Consider the following 20,753-nt stretch of genomic DNA (forward strand, 5'->3'; position numbering starts at 1 on the left):
CTGATGCGTCGCCTTGTCCATGATCCCCAAGCGGTGCTGGGAGTCGGCCATTTCCAGAAGTTCACTGGCCAAGCGGCCAGGCTTGCTCGTCGTCATGTGTCGTCTCCTCATAGGATGGAAACATCCCACAAAATAAAAAACGGCGCCCCACAGGACGCCGTCAGCACTACACCCCTCCCCCCGACCCAGGGCACAGCGGATCCGGCTCCGCCGGTCCGCCAGTGCCGCCCGGGGGACCCGCCGCTGGGCCGCCCCAAGGCGGGTCCCCGCCCCCTCGGGGGGCTGCCGCGTAGCGGCTGGGGGCTCGCCATGCTGGGCGCCCGAAGGGCGTAGGGGGGGACCGCCTATTCAGCCGCAATCGCCTTCATCGACAGACGCAGGCGGCCCTTGTCATCGGCCTCGATGACCTTGACGCGGACCTGCTGGCCGACCTTCAGCACATCGTTGATGTTGGCGATGCGATGGTTGGCGATTTCCGAGATGTGCAGCAGGCCGTCGCGGCCCGGCAGCACCTGGACGATGGCACCGAAATCCAGCAGGCGCAGCACGGCGCCCTCGTAGATCTGGCCCACTTCCACGTCGGCGGTCAGGTCGGCGATGCGACGCTGTGCTTCCTTGGCGCGGTCCAGGTCGGCGCTGGAGATGACGATGGTGCCGTCGTCCGAGATGTCGATCTGCGTGCCGGTTTCCTCGGTCAGCGCACGGATGGTGGCGCCGCCCTTGCCGATCACGTCGCGGATCTTCTCGGGGTTGATCTTCATGGACAGCATGCGCGGCGCGAACGCCGACAGCTCGCCGCGCGAACCTTCCAGGGCCTCGCGCATCTTTTCCAGGATGTGCAGGCGGCCTTCGCGGGCCTGGGCCAGCGCCACCTGCATGATTTCCTTGGTGATGCCCTGGATCTTGATGTCCATCTGCAGCGCGGTCACGCCATTGACGGTACCGGCCACCTTGAAGTCCATGTCGCCCAGGTGGTCTTCGTCGCCCAGGATGTCGGTCAGCACGGCGAACTTGCCGCCGTCCTTGATCAGGCCCATGGCCACGCCGGCCACGTGATCCTTGATCGGCACGCCGGCGTCCATCATGGCCAGCGAGCCGCCACACACGGACGCCATCGACGACGAACCGTTCGACTCGGTGATTTCCGACACCACGCGGATGGTGTACTGGAAGTCCTGCGGCGCGGGCAGCAGCGACACCAGGGCGCGCTTGGCCAGGCGGCCGTGGCCGACTTCGCGGCGCTTGGGCGTGCCGATGCGGCCGGTTTCGCCGGTGGCGAACGGAGGCATGTTGTAGTGGAGCATGAAGCGATCGCGATACTCGCCCATCAGCGCGTCGATGATCTGCTCGTCCTGCTTGGTGCCCAGCGTGGCAATCACCAGGGCCTGGGTTTCGCCGCGGGTGAACAGCGCGCTGCCGTGCGCGCGGGGCAGCACGCCCAGGCGGATGCTGATCGGACGCACCGTGCGGGTATCGCGGCCGTCGATGCGGGGCTCGCCGTTCAGGATCTGGCCGCGCACGATCTGCGCTTCGAAGTCGAACAGGATGTTGTCCACTTCGACGCCGTCGACCGCGGTACCCGAGGCCTCGGCCTGGGCGGCCAGCTTGGCGTGCACGTCGGCATAGACTTCGCGCAGCTTGGTGGTGCGCTCCTGCTTGGAGCGGATCTGGTAGGCGGCCTTCAGGCCTTCCTCGGCCACGGCGCGCACCGAGGCGATCAGTTCCTCGTTCTTGGCGGCGGGCTTCCAGTCCCATTCGGGCTTGCCGGCTTCGCGCACCAGGTCGTTGATCGCATTGATGACGGTCTGCATCTGCTCGTGGCCGTAGACCACGCCACCCAGCATGACCTCTTCGGACAGTTGCTGGGCTTCGGATTCGACCATGAGCACGGCGGCATCGGTACCGGCCACCACCAGGTCCAGCTTGGAGGTCTTGAGCTGCGAGGCGGTGGGGTTGAGCACGTACTGGTCATCGATCCAGCCCACGCGCGCGGCGCCGATCGGGCCGTTGAACGGGATGCCGGAGATGGCCAGGGCGGCCGACGAACCGATCATCGCGGCGATGTCGGGATCGATCTCGGGATTGACCGACAGCGTGTGGATGACCACGTGCACGTCGTTGTAGAAGCCCTCGGGGAACAGCGGACGCAGCGGCCGATCGATCAGACGCGAGGTCAGCGTTTCCTTCTCGGAGGGCTTGCCCTCGCGCTTGAAGAACCCGCCCGGGATGCGCCCGGCGGCGTAGGTCTTCTCGATGTAGTCGACGGTGAGCGGGAAGAAATCCTGGCCGGGCTTGGCTTTCTTGGCCCCGACCACGGTTGCCAGCACGACGGTGTCCTCGATGGACACCATTACCGCGCCCGAAGCCTGGCGAGCAACCTCGCCGGTTTCGAGCGTGACGGTATGCTGGCCATATTGGAAGGTTTTTGTGACTTTATTGAACATGACAGGCATCCTTTGCGATTGCCCTTCTGAAACGAAAATGCCTGTGACAGGCGGTCCCTGACACAGGCACTCTCATATTTCAGGAGGGGGTTGCTAGAGTGCCGGCTGCGTCGCGCCCGAACAGGAAGCGACGAAACCGGCAACCACCGGAAACGCGGAGCGGCGCTGCGAGGGCAGCGCCCGCCGGGTTCCCGATCCCCTGGAAATTCACTTACGCAGACCGAGCTTCTCGATCAGGGCGCGGTACGCGTCGGCGTTGCGGCCCTTCAGGTAGTCGAGCAGCTTGCGGCGACGGCTGACCATGCGCAGCAGCCCGCGACGGGAATGGTGGTCTTTGGTGTGCTCTTTGAAATGGCTGGTCAATTCGTTGATCCGGGCGGTCAGGAGAGCGACCTGCACTTCGGGGGATCCGGTATCACCCTGGGCGCGTTGGAATTCGGAGACGATATTGGCCTTGTTGATGTCGGCGACGGACATTTTTTTCCTCTCGGACTGGCGGCAAGGCCGAGGCGCCCTGCCGTGAAAGTTGACGACCCGGCCACGACATATCTGGTCGCGGCCGGAAGGTTAACGATCAGCGCCGCCTGAAAATAGGCAAAAACTGAAAGTTAGCCAGGAAGTATAGCCTTATTCGGGGAGCTTTGCCATTTTGCAACGCGTAGGCAGCGTCAGGTCGGCCGCGGAAACCTTCAGCGTGGTCTCGAAGCCATAGCCGCTGCCTTCCACGTCGCGCCTGACCGGGCCGATGCCCGCCTTCTGCATGGTGAACACATACAGGGGCTTGATGGCCTGGTGGTCGTCGGGCCGCATCCACAGGTCCGCCCCCTCGGAAGTCCATCGCATGCCCGACAGCTGGCGCGCGATGGCCGCGGCGTCCACCTTCCCGGCCCGCTCCAGCGCCGCCGCGAGCATGTCGGTCATGTGCAGCATCCGGGCGTTCAGGTAGTCGTCGGCCGGCCGCGGGAACATGCGCCGGTAGTCGTCGTAGGCGCGGTCCATGCCGGGCTCGCCGGCGTTGTAATGCCATTCGGCCACCGCGCGCACCTTGCCCACGCCGGCGTCCCCCAGCGCGGCCGGCGCGCCCAGCGCATTGCCGTAGAAGGTGTAGAAGCTGCCTTTGAATCCCGCTTCGCGGGCGGCCTTCACCAGCAGCGTCAGGTCGTTGCCCCAATTGCCGGTGATGACGGTATCGGCGCCGCTGGACAGGATCTTGGCCGCATAGGGCGAGAAATCCTTGACCTTGCCGATGGCATGGAACTCGTCGGCCACGACCTCGACGTCGGGCCGCTTCTCGGCCAGCATCGCCCGGGCGCTGCGCGACACTTCCTGGCCGAAGCTGTAGTCCTGGTTGATCAGGTAGACCTTGCGCACCTCGCGGTCGCGCCGCATGACCTCGGTCAGGGCCGCCATCCGCATGTCGGAACTGGCATCGAAGCGGAAGTGCCACGGGCTGCACTTCTCGTTGGTCAGCGCGGGATCGACGGCCGAGTAGTTCAGGAACACCATGCGCTGGCCGGGATTGCGCTGGTTGTGGCGATTGACGCCCTCGATCAGGCCCGCCGCCACGGCCGAGCTGTTGCCTTGCATGACGATGCGTATGGACTGGTCGGCCGCGCCGCGCAGCAGCAGCAAGGCTTCGTCCATCTGGTTCTTGCTGTCGAAGGGAACGAGCTCGAGCCGGTGCGCGCCGTCGGCCAGCTTCACGCCGCCCCGGGCGTTGATGCGCTCGACCGCGAAGCGCAGGTTGCGCATGATGGCCTCGCCGGTATTGGCGAAGGGCCCGGACATGGCCTCGATCACGGCGATGCGAACCGGCGCGGCCGCCTCTCCCTGGGCCCGGGCCGGCATGGAACCTGCGCAAGCCAGCGCAAGTCCTACAATCAGCGAACCATAGCCACGCCTGCGTGACAGAAACACGGTCATCTCCGGTCGTCAATCCAAGAACAAGGTGAATTGTATGAGCATCGCCCTCCTCCTGCGCCGTGGCGCCTGCCTGCTGGGCATGGCGGCGCTGCTTGCGGCCTGTGCCAGCCCGGCCGGCATCCAGCCGGGCGAATCCGGCTCGGCCGTCACGGCCCGCCTGGGCCGGCCCACGCTCGAACGCCCCCTGCCGGGCGGCGGCCAGCGCCTGATCTATTCCAGCCAGCCCATGGGGCAGTACGCCTGGATCACCGACGTCGGTCCCGACGGCAAGGTCATCGGCACCACCCAGGCCTTGACCAGCGAACGCTTCCGCATGCTGGACTCCGGACACTGGGATACCGAGCGGCTGCTGTTCGAGTTCGGCCCCCCGGCCGAGATCACCCGCGTCGGCCTGAAGGGCGAGCAGATCGTCTGGGGCTACCGCTTCCGCGAGGACGGCGTGTGGAATTCGCTGATGTACGTCTACGTCAATGACCAGGGCGTGGTCACGCGCTACCACCCGGGACCCGACCCGCTGATGGAGCCCCGCTTCCAGCTGGGTATGTAGCCTCAGTCTTCGCCCTTGAATGCGGCGATGATGGCATCGGCCACGGCCCGCACGCGGGCCGTGCGGTTCAGGTCGGCGTGCAGCACCAGCCAGACATCCAGGCGCTCGGTCCGCTCGGGCCAGATGCGCACGAGCTCCGGATCGCCCTGCGCCGTCGACACGGCCAGCTCGCCCAGTCCCAGACCCGCCCTGACCGCCTCCAGCATCATCATCCCTGAATTCACTTCCAGCGCCACCCGGGCATTGCCGATCGACACCCCGCCCAGCCTGCCGCCATCCAGCGGCCCGAGCGGACGATCGTACCGGATCACGTCGTGGCCCTTGAGCGCCGCGTCCACCGCGGGCTCTCCGCGACGGCGCAGGTAGTCGCGCGAGGCATAGACGCCTATCTGCCTGCGCGCCAGCCGCCGCGCGATCAGGTCCGGACTCGTGGGCTTGACCGTGCGCACGGCGATGTCGGCCTCGCGGCGGGTCAGGTTGGTGAGCTGGGTGGACGTGCCCAGCACCACCCTGATGTCCGGGTGGGCCTCGCGCAGCGCCCGCAGCGCCGGGATCACATAGAAGCTCGCCATGGTGTCGGAGGTGGCCACGCGCACCACGCCGCACAGCTTGTCGTCCAGGCCCTGCATCTGCCGCTGCAATTGATCGGCCGCCTGCTCCATCCGTTCGGCGGCGGTGCCGGCCAGTTCTCCGGCCGGCGTGGGCACGTAGCCGTTGGGCGTGCGCAGGAACAGGCGCGCGCCCAGCGCGGCCTCCAGGGCGGCCAGCCGGCGGCCGGCCGTGGCCTGGTCCACCTCCAGCAGCGCCGCGGCCCCCCGCAGCGTGCCGGCGCGCCGGATGGCCAGGAAGACCCGGGCATCGTCCCAGTTCATGGCCGTCCCACGCTGGCCGAAGGCCCTTCGGCGGAATGCATTTTTGCATCATCGAACTGCATTTTCACCACTTTTTCTGCATCACTCCGGCGCCTAGGATAACGCCTTCTACCGTTTTCCGGACGACGACCGTGCGCTACCCCTGCCCCGATATTCCCCTCTCCCCGGCCCCCGCGCGGCAGGCATCGGCCGATCCCATGCCGCTGGCCGCGCTGGCGGTGGGCTTCATCATGGCCATGCTCGACGTCACCGTCGTCAACGTGGCGCTGAGCGACATCGCCCGCAGCCTGGAGGTCTCCCTGTCGGGCCTGGTATGGGTGGTCGACGGCTATACGCTGGCCTTCGCCGCCATGCTGCTGGTCGGCGGCGCGCTGGCCGACCGCCTGGGCGCGCGCGCCGTGTATCTGGCGGGACTGGCCATCTTCACGCTGGCCTCCGTGGCGTGCGGCCTGGCCCAGGACGGCATGGCGCTGGCCGGCGCCCGCCTGGCACAGGGCGTGGGTGCTTCCCTGTTCGTTCCCAGCTCGCTCAGCCTGCTGGTCCACACCTATGCCGACGAACGCGTCCGGGCTCGGATGGTGGCGCTGTGGTCGGCCATCGTCACCTTGTCGGTGGCGGCGGGACCGCTGGTGGGCGGCCTGCTGATCGCGCATTTCGGCTGGCGCAGCGTCTTCCTGATCAACGTCCCCATCGGCATCGCCGGCGCGCTGCTTACCCTGAAGCTGGTCCGCCCCGCCCCCCGCCGGCCACGCGCCCTGAACCCCGCCAGCCATGCGTTGGGCATCACGGGGCTGGCGGCCCTGTGCTATGCGCTCATCCAGGGTCCGGAGCGGGGCTGGACCGCGCCCTCCATCCTGCTGGCGGCAGTCCTGGCCCTCGCGGCCGGCGCCGTGCTGGCCTGGCTGGAACGACGGGCCGCATCGCCGCTGGTACCCCGGCAGCTCCTGGCCGAGCCGCGCTTCCTGCCGGCCAACGCCCTGGGCGCCCTGGCCAGCTTCGCGGTGTACGGCCAGTTGTTCCTGCTCAGCCTCTACCTGCAGCGCGCACGGGGCGCCGGGCCGCTCGACACCGGTTTCCAGTTGATGCCGCTGATGCTCATCCTGGTCGTGGGCAACCTGCTGTCTGGCCGGCTTTCCAGCCAGCGCGGCACGCGCTTCCCGATGCTGGCCGGCACCGGCCTCGCCGCGCTGGTCACCGCGGCGGCCGCGTTCGACGGCCTGGCGCTGCCCTACTGGCTGATGATGGCGCTGCTGGTATGCGGCAACCTGGGCGCCGCCATCGCCATTCCGGCCATGACCGCCACGGTGATGCAGTCCGGCGGGAAGGAGCATGCCAACAGCGCCGCGGCCATCCTGAACGCGAACCGGCAGATCGGCACGCTGCTGGGGGTCGCCGTCATGGGTAGCCTGCTGCACGGGCTGCCCGACTGGTCGGACAGCCTGCCTGCAGGCCTGGCCGTGGTGGCCACAGCCTATGGCGCGGCCTGGTTGTGCATTCTGCGCGCAGGAAACGCGGCGCGGCGCCAACTCGCGCGCTGAAGCCGCCGGTCAGGGCGTCCGGTCGCCGCGCAGCGCGCCCGCCGCGACCAGCCGGCGATTCGCCTCGTAGTCGTCCCGCACCGCCGCGCGAAAATCATCGATGCCACCCGCGGCCGGCAGGTTGTAGGCCCGCTCCAGCCGCCCGGCCAGCGGTCCGCCCACCAGCACGCGGTTGACCGCGGCGTTGATGCGTTCCTGCACGGGCCTGGGCGTGGCCGCGGGCACGAACAGCCCGAACAGCGACATCAGGTTGGCCTGGGGATAGCTCAGCTCCGACAGCGTCGGCACCTCCGGCAGCGCGCCCAGCCTGGCGGGCGCGCCCACCGCCAGCGCCTTCAGCCGCCCCGTCCGCACATAGTCCAATTGCAGCGCCGCGACGTTGGTCGACAGCACCTCGAAACGCCCGCTCAAGGCATCGTTCAATTGCGGACCGCCGCCGTGATAGGGAATGTGGGTGATGCGCGCGCCGCTCGCCGCGGCCACCTGCGCCATCACCATGTGCCCCGTCGTGGCGATGCCCGAACTGGCCCAGCGGATCGCCCCCGGCCTGCGGCGCGCCTCGTCCACCAGATCGGCGAAACCGCGGCCGGTGAAGGCCGGCGTGCCGGCCACCAGTACCGGCGTGCGCATGACGGCGGCCACGGGGGCGATGTCCCGCAGGGGATCATGGTCGGCCGACGGGCGGCTCAGCAGCGGATTGAGCGTGAGCGGCGTCAAGGCGGAGAAGGCCAGCGTATGGCCGTCGGGCGCCGCGCGCGCCACGGCCTCCATTCCCACGCCTCCGCCCGCCCCGCCCTTGTTCTCGACCCAGGCCGGCACGCCCAGGTCGCGCGACAACGCCTCGGCCAGGATGCGGGCGATGGTGTCGCTCACGCCCCCGGGCGGATAGACGACCACCATCCGTATGGCGCGCGTCGGCCAGGCCCGTCCGTCCCCGTCCGCCGAAGCGGCACGCTGCCCCACGCCAGCCAGGGGCAGCGCGGCCACGGCCTGCAGGACGCGGCGGCGCGACGCCCGGAAGCGCGCGGCCGTCATCGCCCCGCCGCCAGCCGCCGCGCCAGCGCGGCGAAATGCCGGGCCGGCAGGTTGTCCTCGCCGTCGCGGGACACCAGCGTCAGCGGCGCATCCAGCCGTTCGGCCCGCGCCAGCGGCAGATAGGTCACGGCGTGCGCATGCGCGCCGCTGATGGACTTGGGCACGACCGACACGCCCGCGCCCGCCGCCACCAGGTTCAGATTGGTCATCATGCGGTCGACCTCGGCGGCGATGCGTGGCCGCAACCCCTGGCTTTCGCACAGCGCGAGCAGGTTGGCGTACAGGCCAGGCGCGCCCGGCTGGCGCACCAGGATGATCTTCTCCTGGCACAGCTCGGCCAGCGAGATCGCGCGAGGCCGGCTGGCCTGCCTGCCCCGCGCGAGGGGATGGTCGCATGGCACGGCGGCCACCGCGGGCTCGGTCAGCAGGGTTTCGAACACCAGCCCGTCAGGCCGCGACACCGGCACGCGCAGCAAGCCGCAATGCAGCCGTCCGGCGGCGATGGCCGCGGTCAGCCCCGCGGCGTTGTCCTCGTGGATGTCCAGCTCCACGCCCGGATAGTCCCGCCGGTACAGGCGCAGGGCCTCGGGCGTGAAGGCGTGCGCCGCGGCCGAGCTGGTGAAGCCCACCGCCAGCAGCCCTTCCTGGCCGTTGGCCACCCGCGCCATCCGCTGGCGCATCTGCGCGTAGCCTTCCAGCAGGCTCTCGGCCTCGCGCAGGAAGTGCCGGCCGGCGTCGGTCAAGGCCACGCCCCGCGGATGACGGCGCAGCAGTTCGACGCCCAGTTCCCGCTCCAGCGCCTTGATCTGCTGGCTGAGCGGGGGTTGCTGGATGCCGAGCCGCTCGGCGGCGCGCGTCATGTGCCCGGTTTCGGCGACGGTGACGAAGTAACGCAGATGGCGCAGGTCCATATTTTTTATATATCGAGTCTCCGCTTTTATTGTATTTGACGTACCGATCGGCGCGCTCGCATCATCCGCCGTGCACGCGCCCCCGCCTCGAGAGGGCCGGCCCTGGAGACGATACGATGACCGCACCCCGCTCCCACCCCGCCCTGCCCCTGCTGCTTGCCGCCGTCGCGGCGCTGGCCGGCTGCGGCGGCGGCGATGGCGACTCGCCCGCCGGCCACCCGCCCGAAGACCCTCCGGCCGCCTCGGGCCCGCCCTATACCCCCGCCCTGGCCTGCGCCTCGCTGGCCGCGCGCGGCTTTTCTCCCGCCCAGCTGACGCTGCCCTCGGGCGGCGCAACGGTGTCCGAGGCGGTGGACGTCGCCGCCGATGCCGAGGGCAACGCCCTGGGCGCCTATTGCCGGGTCCGCGGCGTCATCAAGCCCGTGAACGCCGGTTCGCCCGACATCAACTTCGCGCTGAACCTGCCGCTGCGCTGGAACGGCAAGACCATCCACTTCGGCGGCGGCGGCTTCAACGGCCGGCTCATCGACGGCACCGAGACCATACGCTTCGGCCCCGCCGACAAGCCCGCCCCGCTGGCCCTGGGCTACGCCACCTACGGCGACGACTCCGGCCACCAGAGCGGCAGCATCACCGACGGCAAGTTCGCCGCCGACGACGAGGCCCTGTCCAACTACGGCGGCCAGTCGCTGAAGAAGACCCGCGACGTCGCCGCGCAACTGGTGCGGGCCTACTACGACATGGCGCCCAGGCACGCCTATTTCCTGGGCACTTCCACGGGCGGCCGCGACGCGCTGGCGCACATCCAGCGCTGGCCGACGGACTACGACGGCGTCATCGCCAACGAGCCCGCGCTCAACTACTCCGGCACGCGCCTGTCCAACGTCGCGCTCGGCCGCGCCCTGTACGCCAATGGCGGAGCCGGCTGGCTCAACGTGGCCAAGACGCTGATGGTGCAGAACACGGTCAAGCAGGCCTGCGACAAGCTGGACGGCGCGGTCGACGGCATCGTCAGCAACGTGGAGAGCTGCCGGCTGCTGAACGCGTCCAACCTGGCGGCCATGCGCTGCCCCTCGGGCGCAGACGAAGGCGATCACTGCCTGTCCGCCGCGCAACTGGCCACGATCCGCACGCTCGAGGCGCCGCTGGAGTTCTCCTCCTACCGGCTCGCCAACGGCGTCGAACGCGCGGGCGGCTACAACATCCTGGAAGGCGCGCTGGTGGCCGGCCCCTACACCTCGCGGGACCTGGGCACGCGGCGCGTGCCGGGCAACCCGGCAACCTCGGCCGATGCCAACATGTACGTGACGGGCGACCAGTGGGTCAAGTATTTCGTCACCCGCTCTGCCACCTTCGACACGCTGGGCTTCGACCCGCAGAACCCCGGCGCCTACACCGCGCGGGTGCAGGCCGTGTCCGCGATCACCGACGCCACCGATCCGGACCTGCGCCCCTTCCTGTCCCGCGGCGGCAAGCTCATCATGCTGCACGGCCTGGCCGACGAGGTCATCAGTCCCAACTCCACCATCGACTACTACCAGCGCGTGGTCGCCACCGTGGGGCAGGAGGCCGTGGACAAGGGCATACGCTTCTACACCGTGCCCGGCATGGGCCACGGCACCGGCGTGTTCATTCCCAACTGGGATTCGCTGGCCTCGCTGGAAGGCTGGGTGGAGCAAGGCCTGCCTCCGGGCACGCCGGTGGCGGCCGACGCGGTGGCCGCCACTTATGGCCGCACGCGGCCCCTGTGCCAATACCCCGCCTGGCCCAAGTACCGCGGCAGCGGCAGCCTGGACGCCGCCGTCAACTACAGCTGCGTGCAGGAAACGGGCGACCCGCTGGCCTGCCCCAACCTGCCCGCCGCGGTGACCCGCTACAAGGGCGGCAACACGCTGGGCGAGGAACTGACGGTGACCGTGGACCCCGCTTCGCTGCGCTACACCGTCACGATAGACGCCAGCCTGCAACGCGCGGCCGGCACCGTGCGCGAGGGCAGCCTGCGCGCCCAGACGACTTGCGCCTATGCGAGCGACGAAGGCGGCGCGGTCTACATGTTCGGCGCGGGCGGTGTCCTGCAGGGCGGCGTGCTGCCGGCATCCGGCGGCGGCTTCGAACCGCTGCTGGCCTTTGCCACCACGTTCGAGAACACCGGTTCGCCCACCGTCTTCAATCCGGTCGCCGCCATCTACGACCTGATCGGCGTCCACCATGGCGCGGGCGGCACGGCAGCGGCCTACAAGGCGGCGGGCCGGCTGCGCAACGCCGGCACCTTCCAGTTGTGCCGGGATCCCGTCACCGGCGGCTTCATGACCTACGACGCCGCATGCACGTCCACCGCCAAGGGATACATCACCTACAACGCCGCACGCGGGGCCTTCGACCTGCTGGCCACTGCGCCCGCCGATCCGGCCAGCACCACCGGCGGCACGCCCGCAGGCTCCATGGTGATCGGGCTGGTCAACGGCAATGCCGTCCCGCTGCAACTGGTACGGGAGTCGGCCACCAGCTACGGCATGCGCCTGTATGCGCCGCAGCAGTCGCTGGCCTCCGGCGCGGCCGACGGGGTCTACGCCGTTGCCGGCACCGGCGCGCGCAATCTGGAAGCCACCCTGTCCGGCGCCACGCTGGACCTGGACGGCGGCACGATGGCCGTGGCCTACGACACCCCGGTGCCGGGCGTCGCCCAAGCGGGCACCTCGGGCAACGACCATTTCCTCTTCACCCACGGGATCCTGGGTTACGCCTCGGGCACGGGATCCACCGCCATCTTCGCCACCGGAGTCCGCCATTGAAAACCCTGCCCCGACTCTCCCTGCTGGCCGCGCTGGCCTTCGGCGCGGCCACGGCCCACGCCGCCACCGACCGCGCCCGGCCCGCGCCCTGCCCCAAGGACGTTCCCGCCGACGCGCGTTGCTATAACGGACAGGACAGCGAAGGCGCCTATTACTGGATCGCGATCCCCCGCGACTGGAACCGGGTGCTGGTCATGCACGCCCACGGCGGTCCCGACCTGGGCCCCTCCACCCTGAAACGCAGCCAGGAAGACCTGACCCGCTGGGCCGTGACCGTGAAGGCGGGCTATGCCTGGGCCGGCTCGTCCTACCGCCGGGGCGGCTATGGGGTCACCATGGCCGCCGAGGACACCGAGCGCCTGCGCCGCCTGTTCGTCCGGCAGTTCGGCCAGCCCCGGCGCACCTTGCTGCACGGCCAGAGCTACGGCGGCGGCGTGGCCTCCAAGGCGGCGGAGCTGTATGGCACCGTCGAAGGCCGGCCCGGCCCCTACGACGCCGTACTGCTGACCAGCGGCGTGCTGGGCGGCGGCAACACCGCCTACGATTTCCGCCTGGACCTGCGCGTCGTGTACCAGTACGTCTGCCGCAACCATCCGCGCCCCGACGAACCCCAGTACCCGCTGTGGATGGGGCTGCCCAAGGATTCCACGCTGACCCGGGCGGACCTGGCCGCGCGCATCCGGGAATGCACGGGCGTCGGCCAGCCGGCCGCGCAGCGCAGCGCCGAGCAGGCGGCCAGGCTCAAGACCATCCTGTCGGTGGTGAAGATTCCCGAACGCACCTTCGTGTCCAACATGAACTGGGCCACCTGGCTGTTCCGGGATCTTACGCAGGAACGGCTGGACGGCCGCAATCCCTTCGGCAACGAGAAGGTGGTGTACGGCGGCTCGCCGGACGATGCCGCGCTGAACGCCGGGGTGGCCCGCTATCGCGCGGATCCGCTGGCGGTGGGACGGCTGATGGTGGACAGCACGCCGGGCGGCAGGCTTGCCATGCCCGTGCTGACCCTGCATGCCATCCATGACCCGACGGCCTTCGTCGAACTGGAATCGGCCTACCGCGAACGGGTCGACCGGGCGGGCAGCGGCGACAAGCTGGTGCAGACGTTCTCGGACGAGGCCGAACACAGCTACCTGAGCGAACCCCAGTACCCCGCCTTGTTCACCGCGCTGATGGACTGGGTGGACAAGGGGGAAAAACCGACGCCCGAGAAAGTGGCGCGGCTGTGCAAGGGCTATGAACGGGACTACGGCCACGGCGGCAAACAGACCTGCCGCATCCAGGTCGGCTACCAGCCGCCGCCGCTGTCCTCGCGGGTCCCGCCGCGCTAAGGCTCGATGCCCAGGCTGCGGATGAACGGCACCCAGGTCGCGCGCTCGTTCTTCTCGAACGCCAGGGCCTGGGCCGGCGTGGATGGCGCCATGATCTCGGCCGTCTGGCGCTGGGCGAACTGGACCACCTGCGGGTCGGCCAGGACACGGTTCAGCGCGGCGTTGAGCCGGGCGACGATCGCGGCCGGCGTGCCCGCGGGGGCGAACACGTTGTTCCAGGTGTAGCCCTTGAAAGCCGGCAGGCCGGCCTGCGCGAACGTCGGGACGTCGGGCGTCGAGGCACCGCGGCGATCGACGCCGTTGGCCAGCACCTTGACCTTCCCCTGCTCCACCAGGCCGGCCATGCTGGGCAGCGTCACCAGCATCATGTCGACCCGGCCCGCGGCCAGGTCGGCGGCCGCCACGGCCGCGCCCTTGTAGGGCACGTGCATCAGGTCGATGCCCGCGGCGCGCGCGAACGCGGCGCCGGCGATGTGGTTGATCGAGCCCACGCCGCTGGACGAATACGTCATCGACTGCGAGCGCCCCTTGGCCGCCTTGACCAGGTCGGCCAGCGAGCCCGGCCCGCCCGCCGGCACCGCCAGCGCCAACGGGGTGCGCGAAACCAGGCCGATGGGCGCCAGGTCGCGCTCCACGTCGAACGGCAGCGACTTCTGCAGGCCGACGTTCATCACCAGTTGCGAGCTGGTCCCGAAGCCCAGGGTGTAGCCGTCGGGCGCCGCCTTGGCGACATAGTCGGTACCGACCACGCCGCCTGCGCCGGGCTTGTTCTCGACGATCACCGGCTGGCCCAGTTCGCCGTACAGGGTCTTGGCCAGTTCCCTGGCCATCGCGTCGTTCACGCTGCCCGGCCCGAACGCCACGATGAGCCGGATCGGCCGCGACGGATACGCCGGTTCCTGCGCCTGCAGCGCGGGCGAGGTGGACAACATGGCCGTCCCCAGGACGGCAAGCAGGAAGGTCCGCATATCGATCTCCTATTCGGGCAGGATGCCCAGTTCCCGGATGGCGCGTCCCCAGCGTTCCTTATCCTCGGCCAGGGAGGCCTTGAAAGCGGCCGACGACATGCCCGGATACTCCAGGCCCATCGCATCGAGCTGGCGTTCGACCTCGGGCAGGCGCATGACGCGGTCGAGTTCCTTCCATAGCGCCTCCCGGATCCCGAGCGCGAGGCCAGCGGGCCCGAGCACGCCGTACCAGTTGACCACGCGGAATCCACGCACCGTCTCGCCCACCGTGGGAATGTCCGGCAGCACGCGGGCGCGCTTGTCCTCGGTCACCGCCAGTATCCGCAGCTTGCCGGCCCGCACATGGGGCAGCAGCAGCGAGCTGCCGCCCGCGAACAACTGGGTCTCGCCCTGCAGGAGCGAGGTCACCGCCGGGCCGCCGCCCTTGTACGGCACGTGCAGCAGGTCGATGCCGACCGTGCTCGCCAGCGAGGCCAGGGCCAGGTGGTTGATGCTGCCTATGCCGCCCGAGCCGTAGGTGATCTTGCCGGGGTTCGCGCGCGCATGCGCGATCAGGTCAGCCAGGCTGCGGAACGGCGACGAGGCGGGCACGGCGATCGCGGTGGTCGCGTAGACCAGCATGCATACCGGCTCGAAGGACGCCACCGGGTCGAACGGCAGTTGCTTGTACAGCGCGCCGGCCATCGCATGCGTGGACACGCCGCCCATCTCCAGCGTGTAGCCGTCGGCGGGCGCGCGGGCGACGGCCGCCGCCCCTATCGTTCCGCCCGCCCCGGGAAGGTTCTCGACCACGACGACCTGCCCCGCGGACGGAAAGAGCTGCTTGCCCACCAGGCGCGCGAGGATGTCGGTGGTGCCGCCCGCCGCGAACGACGAGATCAGCCGGACAGGACGGCTCGGATAGGCGGAGGACGCGCCGGAGGCGGCTGCAACCGGACGCAGCATCGAGCCGGCCGCGAGCGCCAGCATGGCACGACGGGATAAGTTGCCAGTCCCCATCGGGGTCTCCTTCATTCATTCTTCATGGTCGCGCCCCTCTGCGGGGGTCGCCGGGGCGCAGTATAGGAGCGCCCTCCGCCGCCGCTGCCACTCCGCACGCGAGCATTCCGTGTCACGGAACGCGGCGATTCCGGAAAGAGCCGGCCCGGCGCTATCATCGGGGCGCCAGCACATGGAGGAAACGGCAGGCATGTCCGAAACGAACGCCATCGGGCCGGTGGTCCGGGCGCTGAACATCCTGCGGGCGCTGAACCACCAGCCGCAGAGTTCGCTCCAGTCCCTGCACCAGGCCACCGGACTGCCCAAGTCCACCATCCACCGCCTGCTGGCCACGCTCAAGAGCGAGGGCTACGTGCGCGCCGACGTGGTCAAGGGCACGTACACGCTGACCGAGAAGGTCCTGTGCCTGAGCGAAGGCTTCTCCGAGCCCGAACTGGTGGTGGAAGTCGGCGCGCCCATCGTGCTCAGGAACACGCGCGCCACCGGCCTGCCGCTGGCCCTGGGCACCCTGGACCGCGGCCACATCGTCGTGCGCTACAGCTCCATGCCCTACAGCCCCATCGGGTCCGAGCACACCACGGTCGGCCACGTCCACGACCTCGTGCATTCCGGCATGGGGCAGGCCTACCTGGCCTATTGCGGCCAGGCCGAACGCGACCGCCTGCTGCAGTGGATGCAGGCCTCGCTACCCGAACCGGCCCTGTGGCCGCCGGTCGAACAAGACATCCAGCATCAACTGGCCACCACGCGCCGGCGCGGGTACGGCCTGCGCAAGGGCCAGGGCCGCGGTTCCAGCACCACGCTGGCCGTGCCGCTCGCCCACGGCGACCGCGTGCTGGGCGTCCTGTCGCTGACCACCTTCAGCGCATTGCTGACCCCGGAGCGCCTGCGTGAATGCGTGGACCAGCTCGATCGGACGCGCCAGGAAATCTGCGCCGCCGTCGACGAGCGGCTCGCGCTCGGCTGACGCGTTCCGCGACACGGAAAGAAGCGGCGGCGAGATTCTGCGCCGCCGCCGCGCGGAATTAAGCTGTCGTGCCGCGAGGCGGCCCGTGCGCCGCCCCGTTCCCACTCTCGTCAGGACTGGAGCCTCGCTTGAAACTCGCCAGCTACGCCACCTTCGACCGGCCCGACACCGCGCGCGTCGGATTCGTGATCTCCGATTCCGAACTGATCGACGCCGAAACCGCATGCCGCCAATTCGCACCCGACTTCCAGGGCCCCCTGGACATGCATCGGCTGATCGAAGCCGGCCCCGATTTCTGGGACCAGCTCCGGCAGGTACATGCCGCGCTGGGCCAGGCCGGGCTGCCGCGCCTGCCCATGGACACGGTCCGCTTCCTTCCCGCCGTGCCGCGCCCCTCGAAACTGTGCTGCCTGGCCCTGAACAACAGCGCCAACACCGACCGCATCGTCAAGGGCCCCAAGCACCCGGCGGTCTTCACCAAGCCCTGGTCGGCACTGGCCGGCCACGGCGAACCGATACGCCTGAAGCCCCACTACGGCCGCGTGCACCCCGAACCCGAACTGGCGGTCGTGATCGGCAAGCTGGCGCGCGACATCGACGCGGCCGACGCCTATGACCATGTGTTCGGCTACACCATCCACAACGACCTGACCTCCCCCACCATGCGCGACGAGGACAGCTTCCACTACCGCGCCATCCATCCGGCGCTGGAAGGCGAAGGCATCCGCTACGTCGAAAGCCACGTCTCGTACAGCGGCCGCTACAAGGGTTCGGACACGTTCTCGCCGCTGGGCCCGTGGATCGTCACCCGCGACGAGATTCCCAACCCGCACGCGCTGGACATCTCGTGCCACGTCCGCGACGAACAATACGCCAGCGACAACACGGCGAACCTCTTCCACAAGCTGCCCGAGGTCCTGGCCTTCGTCTCCAGCTACATGACGCTGGTGCCGGGCGACGTGGTGTCGATGGGCACGGCGCTGGCCTCGGGCGGCAAGCCCGGCCGGGCGGTCCAGAACGCCGACCTGAACAAGATCGGCGGCCCCGTCAGCGTTACCGTGGCGGGGATAGGCAAGCTCAGCAACCCGGTGCAGGCGGGCTGACGCCCCTATTGCTGCGACAGCGGCAAGCCGCGGCTGCCGGCATAGAACACGATCAGCACCACGCCCTGGTCGCCGGTCACGCCGCGGTGGTATTCGCCCACCATTTCCGGCAGGACGTCGCCCTGCTTGAGCAGGCGCGTCTCGCCCGTTTCCTTTTTCTCGACCGTCAGTTCGCCCGACAGGACATAGGCCGCGTTCGGAATGGGATGGGTATGCCAGGGCAGCGCGCTGTGGGCGGGAATCGTGATCCGAAGCACCGTCAACATCGGCGCGCCGGACGGATAGGCCACGTAGGGACGGCCGTCCCACGACGCGCCGCTCTCCATCAGCTTCTCGACCTGCACGCCGGGCGATTCCGCCGCCATGCCCGTGCCCCCGGCCAGCGCCAATGCCAGCGCGGCCAGTCCCCCCACGATCCGTTTCATGGCGATGTCCCCTTGCCTTGATTATTATGCGGCGGCCCATGTGCCGTCCGGATCGCACGATACCACCGGTGGCGGCGCCGGCGTAGCGCCGCGCGCGGATCAGGCGTCGATGTCCACTTCCTCGCACCACAGGTCCCAGCACCGCTTGAGCTGGCCGCGGTTGGTCTCGGTGGCCAGGTCGGACTCGGTCTCGGACAGGTAGCGCACATTGTCCGAGATCCGCATCGCCCCCAGTTGCATGCCCGCGTTGACCTCGGCGTACACCGCCCGGTAGATGGCTTCTTCCAGGCTGGTCCCCACCATGGTCGATCCATGGCCGACCATCAGCACCGCGCTGGCGGGTCCCAGGGTGTCGGCCAGGTGGCGGCCCAGGTCGTGGTCGCGTATCAGCATGTCGGTCTCGCGGCCGGTCGCCTCGCGGATGTCGAACTTCGCGGTGCGCGTCAGGAACCCGGCCATGTGGAACATGGGCTTGACGGATACGTCGGTGGCGGCGATGGTGATCATGGCCGCCGAGTGGCTGTGGACCACGGCGCGGACGTCGGGACGGGTACGGTAGATCTCGCCGTGGATGAAGCGTTCCAGGTACAGGCGCCGGGTATCGCCGCCCACCGGGTTCGAATCCTCGTCCAGCTCGACGATATCCGCTTCCTTGACCAGGTTGGGCGCCCGGTTGCACGAGATCAGGTAGTGGCCGGCGATCTCGGGGTGCCGGCAACTGACGTGTCCGAACCCGTCGACGATGCCTTTCAGGTAGAGGATGCGGTTGGCCCGCGCCAGGTTGCGGCGCGCCTCCAGCACGATTTCGTTCATGAGCATGCTCCCCGTTTCCGCTCGTAGTATCGATCGCATATTGTGCACCCGAAGCGTGCATCAATTTTCTTGATCTTCGACATCAATCCGGCTGACCGACTTGGCGGCCAGCCTGTGAAATACTCGGCCCCAACAAGAGAACATCCGGAGGACACGCATGACCCCAACTCCCCTCGCGCGCGGGCTGGCCCTGATCGGCGGCGGCCTGGCGCTTTCGTTCGCCCTGGCCGCCACCGCGGCCGACAACTGGCCCACCCGTCCCATCACCTTCGTCGTGCCCTCGTCGCCCGGCGGCGGCACCGACATCTACGCCCGGCTGCTGGCCGAAGGCGTGGGCAAGGCGCTCAGGCAGACCGTCGTGGTCGAGAACAAACCCGGTGCCAGCGGCAACATCGGCGCGGCGGCGGCGGCGCGCGCCACGCCCGACGGCTACACCTTCCTGGTCTCGGCCACGCCGGCGATCGCGGTCAATCCCTATCTGTACAAGAACCTGCCCTACGACGCCGAGAAGGATCTCGTGCCGGTGGCCCGCGGCGTGGACGCGCCCCTGGTCTACGTCGTGCCGCCCGGCTCGCGCTTCAAGACGCTGGACGACCTGCTGGCCGCCGGCAAGAGCGAACCCGGCAAGCTGGCCTTCGGATCGGCCGGCCACGGTTCGCCCACCTTCCTGGGCGTGAAGGTCATGGAAGAAAAAACCGGCGCCGCGTTCACGCACGTGCCGTACAAGGGCATGGCGCCGACCATGCAGGACTTCCTGGGCGGACGGCTCGACTTCCTGCAATCGGACGTGGCATCCGTGCTGCCCCACATCAAGTCCGGCAAGGCCGTCCCGCTCGCCATCAGCAGCAAGTCGCCGCTGTTCCCCAAGGTGCCGGTCTGGACCGACAAGGGCCTGCCCGACGTGCCGCAGTCCTTCAGCGTGATGGCGCCCGCCGGCACGCCCGACGCCGTCATCCAGAAGATGAGCCAGACCGTGGTCAAGGCCATGCAGGAGCCGTCGGTCAAGCAGCGCCTGATCGAGCAAGGCTATCTCCCGGTCTCGGACACGCCGGCCAGGTTCAGCCAGCAGTTGAAGGAAGAACGCGCGATGTGGAAATCGCTGATCGAGCGCAACCACATCACGGTCGAATAAACGGCCCGCCGGCGCTCAGCCCTGCGCGATGCGGGCCAGCGCCTTCCTGAGCCAGGTCGCCCCGGCATCCTTCCTGTGCCGGGAATGCCAATGCTGGTGGACCACGTAGCTGGGCGACTCGAACGGCAGGTCCACCGCCATCAGCGGCGCGAAGCGCATCAATGCACGGCTCAGGCGGGCCGGCACCACGGCCACCAGGTCGCTGTCGGCCAGCAGGTGCTCGATGCCGGCGAAACTCGATTGCTCCAACCGGATGTTGGGCCGCGCGCCCAGCTTCTCGGCCGCATGATCCTCCCAGCGCCGCCGGTTGCGGCCCCGGCTGGCCACCGACAGGTGCGGCAGCCGCAGGAAGTCCTCCACCGGCATGCCGGCCCGGAGCGCCGGATGGCTGGCGCGCCCCAGGCAGACATAGTGCTCGCGATACAGCCGCTGGCGGATGACCGATTTGCCCATGGTCGGCACATGGCCCAGCACCAGGTCCAGTGTGCCTGACTCCAGGTGCCAGGGGGTATCGGCGGTGATCTCGATCTGTTCCAGGCTGACGCCCGGCGCCTCGCCCGCCAGCAACGAGCGTAGCCCGGGCATCAGCACATAGACGCCGATTTCGCTCATCGCCACCCGGAAGTGGCGGGTCGCCACCGCGGGATCGAAGGCATCGCCCTCCAGTGCGCTGGCCTGCAACAGCTGCTGGGCCTGCTTCAGGCCCGGATAGATGGATTCCGCCTTGATGGTCGGTATCATGCCGACGGCGCTGCGCACGAACAGGTCGTCCTGGTAGATCTCGCGCAGCCGGGCCAGCGCCATGCTGACGGTGGAAGGATTCATCCCCAGGCGCGCGGCCACGCGCGCGATGCTCGCGACCTCGTACAAGGCGGTGAATATGCTGATCTGGCGGTAGTCGGGGAAACTCCTGGCGTCCGCGCCCTTGCGATCGTCGTCCATGTCGGGGGGCC

At 69.2% G+C, this 20,753-nt stretch carries 18 protein-coding genes; 7 read left to right on the plus strand and 11 right to left on the minus strand.

Going from position 1 to position 20,753, the window contains the following annotated elements; all coding sequences use genetic code 11:
• Window positions 1-344: 344 nt before the first annotated feature.
• From pnp to R4823_RS17670, 3 genes are all read right to left on the minus strand, one after another.
• Window positions 345-2,444, minus strand: a complete 2,100-nt coding sequence (gene pnp / locus R4823_RS17660) for a polyribonucleotide nucleotidyltransferase (RefSeq protein ID WP_087841340.1) — start codon at window positions 2,442-2,444, stop codon at window positions 345-347.
• 207 nt (window positions 2,445-2,651) lie between these two features.
• A complete protein-coding gene (rpsO, locus tag R4823_RS17665; protein ID WP_087841341.1) occupies window positions 2,652-2,921 on the minus strand; it encodes a 30S ribosomal protein S15 in 270 nt (89 codons plus the stop codon).
• 150 nt (window positions 2,922-3,071) lie between these two features.
• Window positions 3,072-4,367: a branched-chain amino acid ABC transporter substrate-binding protein gene (locus tag R4823_RS17670; protein ID WP_087841342.1), complete on the minus strand. Its 1,296-nt coding sequence runs from the start codon at window positions 4,365-4,367 to the stop codon at window positions 3,072-3,074.
• Window positions 4,368-4,401: 34 nt separating this feature from the next.
• Between R4823_RS17670 and R4823_RS17675 the strand changes: the two genes are divergently transcribed.
• Window positions 4,402-4,914: a hypothetical protein gene (locus tag R4823_RS17675; RefSeq protein WP_087841343.1), complete on the plus strand. Its 513-nt coding sequence runs from the start codon at window positions 4,402-4,404 to the stop codon at window positions 4,912-4,914.
• Window positions 4,915-4,916: 2 nt separating this feature from the next.
• Here R4823_RS17675 and R4823_RS17680 read toward each other — a convergent pair whose 3' ends face one another.
• Window positions 4,917-5,786 carry a LysR substrate-binding domain-containing protein gene (locus R4823_RS17680; protein WP_132980091.1) on the minus strand — a complete coding sequence of 290 codons (870 nt, stop codon included), beginning with the start codon at window positions 5,784-5,786 and terminating at the stop codon, window positions 4,917-4,919.
• 131 nt (window positions 5,787-5,917) lie between these two features.
• Between R4823_RS17680 and R4823_RS17685 the strand changes: the two genes are divergently transcribed.
• Window positions 5,918-7,324, plus strand: coding sequence for an MFS transporter (locus R4823_RS17685; protein WP_338615623.1), 1,407 nt, complete (start codon window positions 5,918-5,920; stop codon window positions 7,322-7,324).
• Window positions 7,325-7,333: 9 nt separating this feature from the next.
• Here R4823_RS17685 and R4823_RS17690 read toward each other — a convergent pair whose 3' ends face one another.
• Window positions 7,334-8,359 carry a tripartite tricarboxylate transporter substrate binding protein gene (locus R4823_RS17690; RefSeq protein ID WP_338615624.1) on the minus strand — a complete coding sequence of 342 codons (1,026 nt, stop codon included), beginning with the start codon at window positions 8,357-8,359 and terminating at the stop codon, window positions 7,334-7,336.
• Complete coding sequence (locus tag R4823_RS17695) at window positions 8,356-9,270, minus strand: LysR family transcriptional regulator (protein ID WP_279817313.1); 915 nt, start codon at window positions 9,268-9,270, stop codon at window positions 8,356-8,358. The genes R4823_RS17690 and R4823_RS17695 overlap by 4 nt, the downstream gene beginning before the upstream one ends.
• Before the next feature lie 116 nt (window positions 9,271-9,386).
• Here R4823_RS17695 and R4823_RS17700 point away from each other — a divergent pair, with 116 nt between their 5' ends.
• On the plus strand, window positions 9,387-12,062 hold the full coding sequence (locus tag R4823_RS17700; protein WP_338615625.1) for a tannase/feruloyl esterase family alpha/beta hydrolase: 2,676 nt from the start codon (window positions 9,387-9,389) through the stop codon (window positions 12,060-12,062).
• Window positions 12,059-13,393 (plus strand): hypothetical protein, encoded by a 1,335-nt coding sequence (locus R4823_RS17705; RefSeq protein WP_338615627.1) that lies wholly within the window; start codon window positions 12,059-12,061, stop codon window positions 13,391-13,393. Before R4823_RS17700 ends, R4823_RS17705 begins: the two co-directional genes overlap by 4 nt.
• Here the strand turns inward: R4823_RS17705 and R4823_RS17710 are convergent.
• Both R4823_RS17710 and R4823_RS17715 read right to left on the minus strand, forming a co-directional pair.
• A complete protein-coding gene (locus tag R4823_RS17710) occupies window positions 13,390-14,361 on the minus strand; it encodes a tripartite tricarboxylate transporter substrate-binding protein (protein ID WP_338615628.1) in 972 nt (323 codons plus the stop codon). The genes R4823_RS17705 and R4823_RS17710 overlap by 4 nt on opposite strands.
• A 9-nt stretch (window positions 14,362-14,370) precedes the next feature.
• Window positions 14,371-15,360, minus strand: coding sequence for a tripartite tricarboxylate transporter substrate-binding protein (locus R4823_RS17715; protein ID WP_338615629.1), 990 nt, complete (start codon window positions 15,358-15,360; stop codon window positions 14,371-14,373).
• A 190-nt stretch (window positions 15,361-15,550) separates the two neighbouring features.
• On the opposite strand from R4823_RS17715, the gene R4823_RS17720 reads away from it, so the two are divergent.
• Both R4823_RS17720 and R4823_RS17725 read left to right on the plus strand, forming a co-directional pair.
• Complete coding sequence (locus R4823_RS17720; protein WP_176400846.1) at window positions 15,551-16,327, plus strand: helix-turn-helix domain-containing protein; 777 nt, start codon at window positions 15,551-15,553, stop codon at window positions 16,325-16,327.
• A 128-nt stretch (window positions 16,328-16,455) separates the two neighbouring features.
• Window positions 16,456-17,430: a fumarylacetoacetate hydrolase family protein gene (locus R4823_RS17725; RefSeq protein ID WP_338615630.1), complete on the plus strand. Its 975-nt coding sequence runs from the start codon at window positions 16,456-16,458 to the stop codon at window positions 17,428-17,430.
• Between the two features lie 5 nt (window positions 17,431-17,435).
• Here R4823_RS17725 and R4823_RS17730 read toward each other — a convergent pair whose 3' ends face one another.
• Both R4823_RS17730 and R4823_RS17735 read right to left on the minus strand, forming a co-directional pair.
• On the minus strand, window positions 17,436-17,855 hold the full coding sequence (locus R4823_RS17730; protein ID WP_087841350.1) for a cupin domain-containing protein: 420 nt from the start codon (window positions 17,853-17,855) through the stop codon (window positions 17,436-17,438).
• A 99-nt stretch (window positions 17,856-17,954) separates the two neighbouring features.
• Window positions 17,955-18,674 carry a class II aldolase/adducin family protein gene (locus R4823_RS17735; RefSeq protein WP_087841351.1) on the minus strand — a complete coding sequence of 240 codons (720 nt, stop codon included), beginning with the start codon at window positions 18,672-18,674 and terminating at the stop codon, window positions 17,955-17,957.
• 151 nt (window positions 18,675-18,825) lie between these two features.
• Between R4823_RS17735 and R4823_RS17740 the strand changes: the two genes are divergently transcribed.
• Window positions 18,826-19,800 carry a tripartite tricarboxylate transporter substrate binding protein gene (locus R4823_RS17740; protein WP_087841352.1) on the plus strand — a complete coding sequence of 325 codons (975 nt, stop codon included), beginning with the start codon at window positions 18,826-18,828 and terminating at the stop codon, window positions 19,798-19,800.
• A gap of 15 nt (window positions 19,801-19,815) precedes the next feature.
• Here R4823_RS17740 and R4823_RS17745 read toward each other — a convergent pair whose 3' ends face one another.
• On the minus strand, window positions 19,816-20,742 hold the full coding sequence (locus R4823_RS17745) for a LysR family transcriptional regulator (protein WP_087841353.1): 927 nt from the start codon (window positions 20,740-20,742) through the stop codon (window positions 19,816-19,818).
• Between the last annotated feature and the right edge of the window lie 11 nt (window positions 20,743-20,753).

This window comes from Pigmentiphaga sp. CHJ604, assembly GCF_036972535.1.
In the GTDB taxonomy this organism is placed as follows: domain Bacteria; phylum Pseudomonadota; class Gammaproteobacteria; order Burkholderiales; family Burkholderiaceae_B; genus Pigmentiphaga; species Pigmentiphaga daeguensis.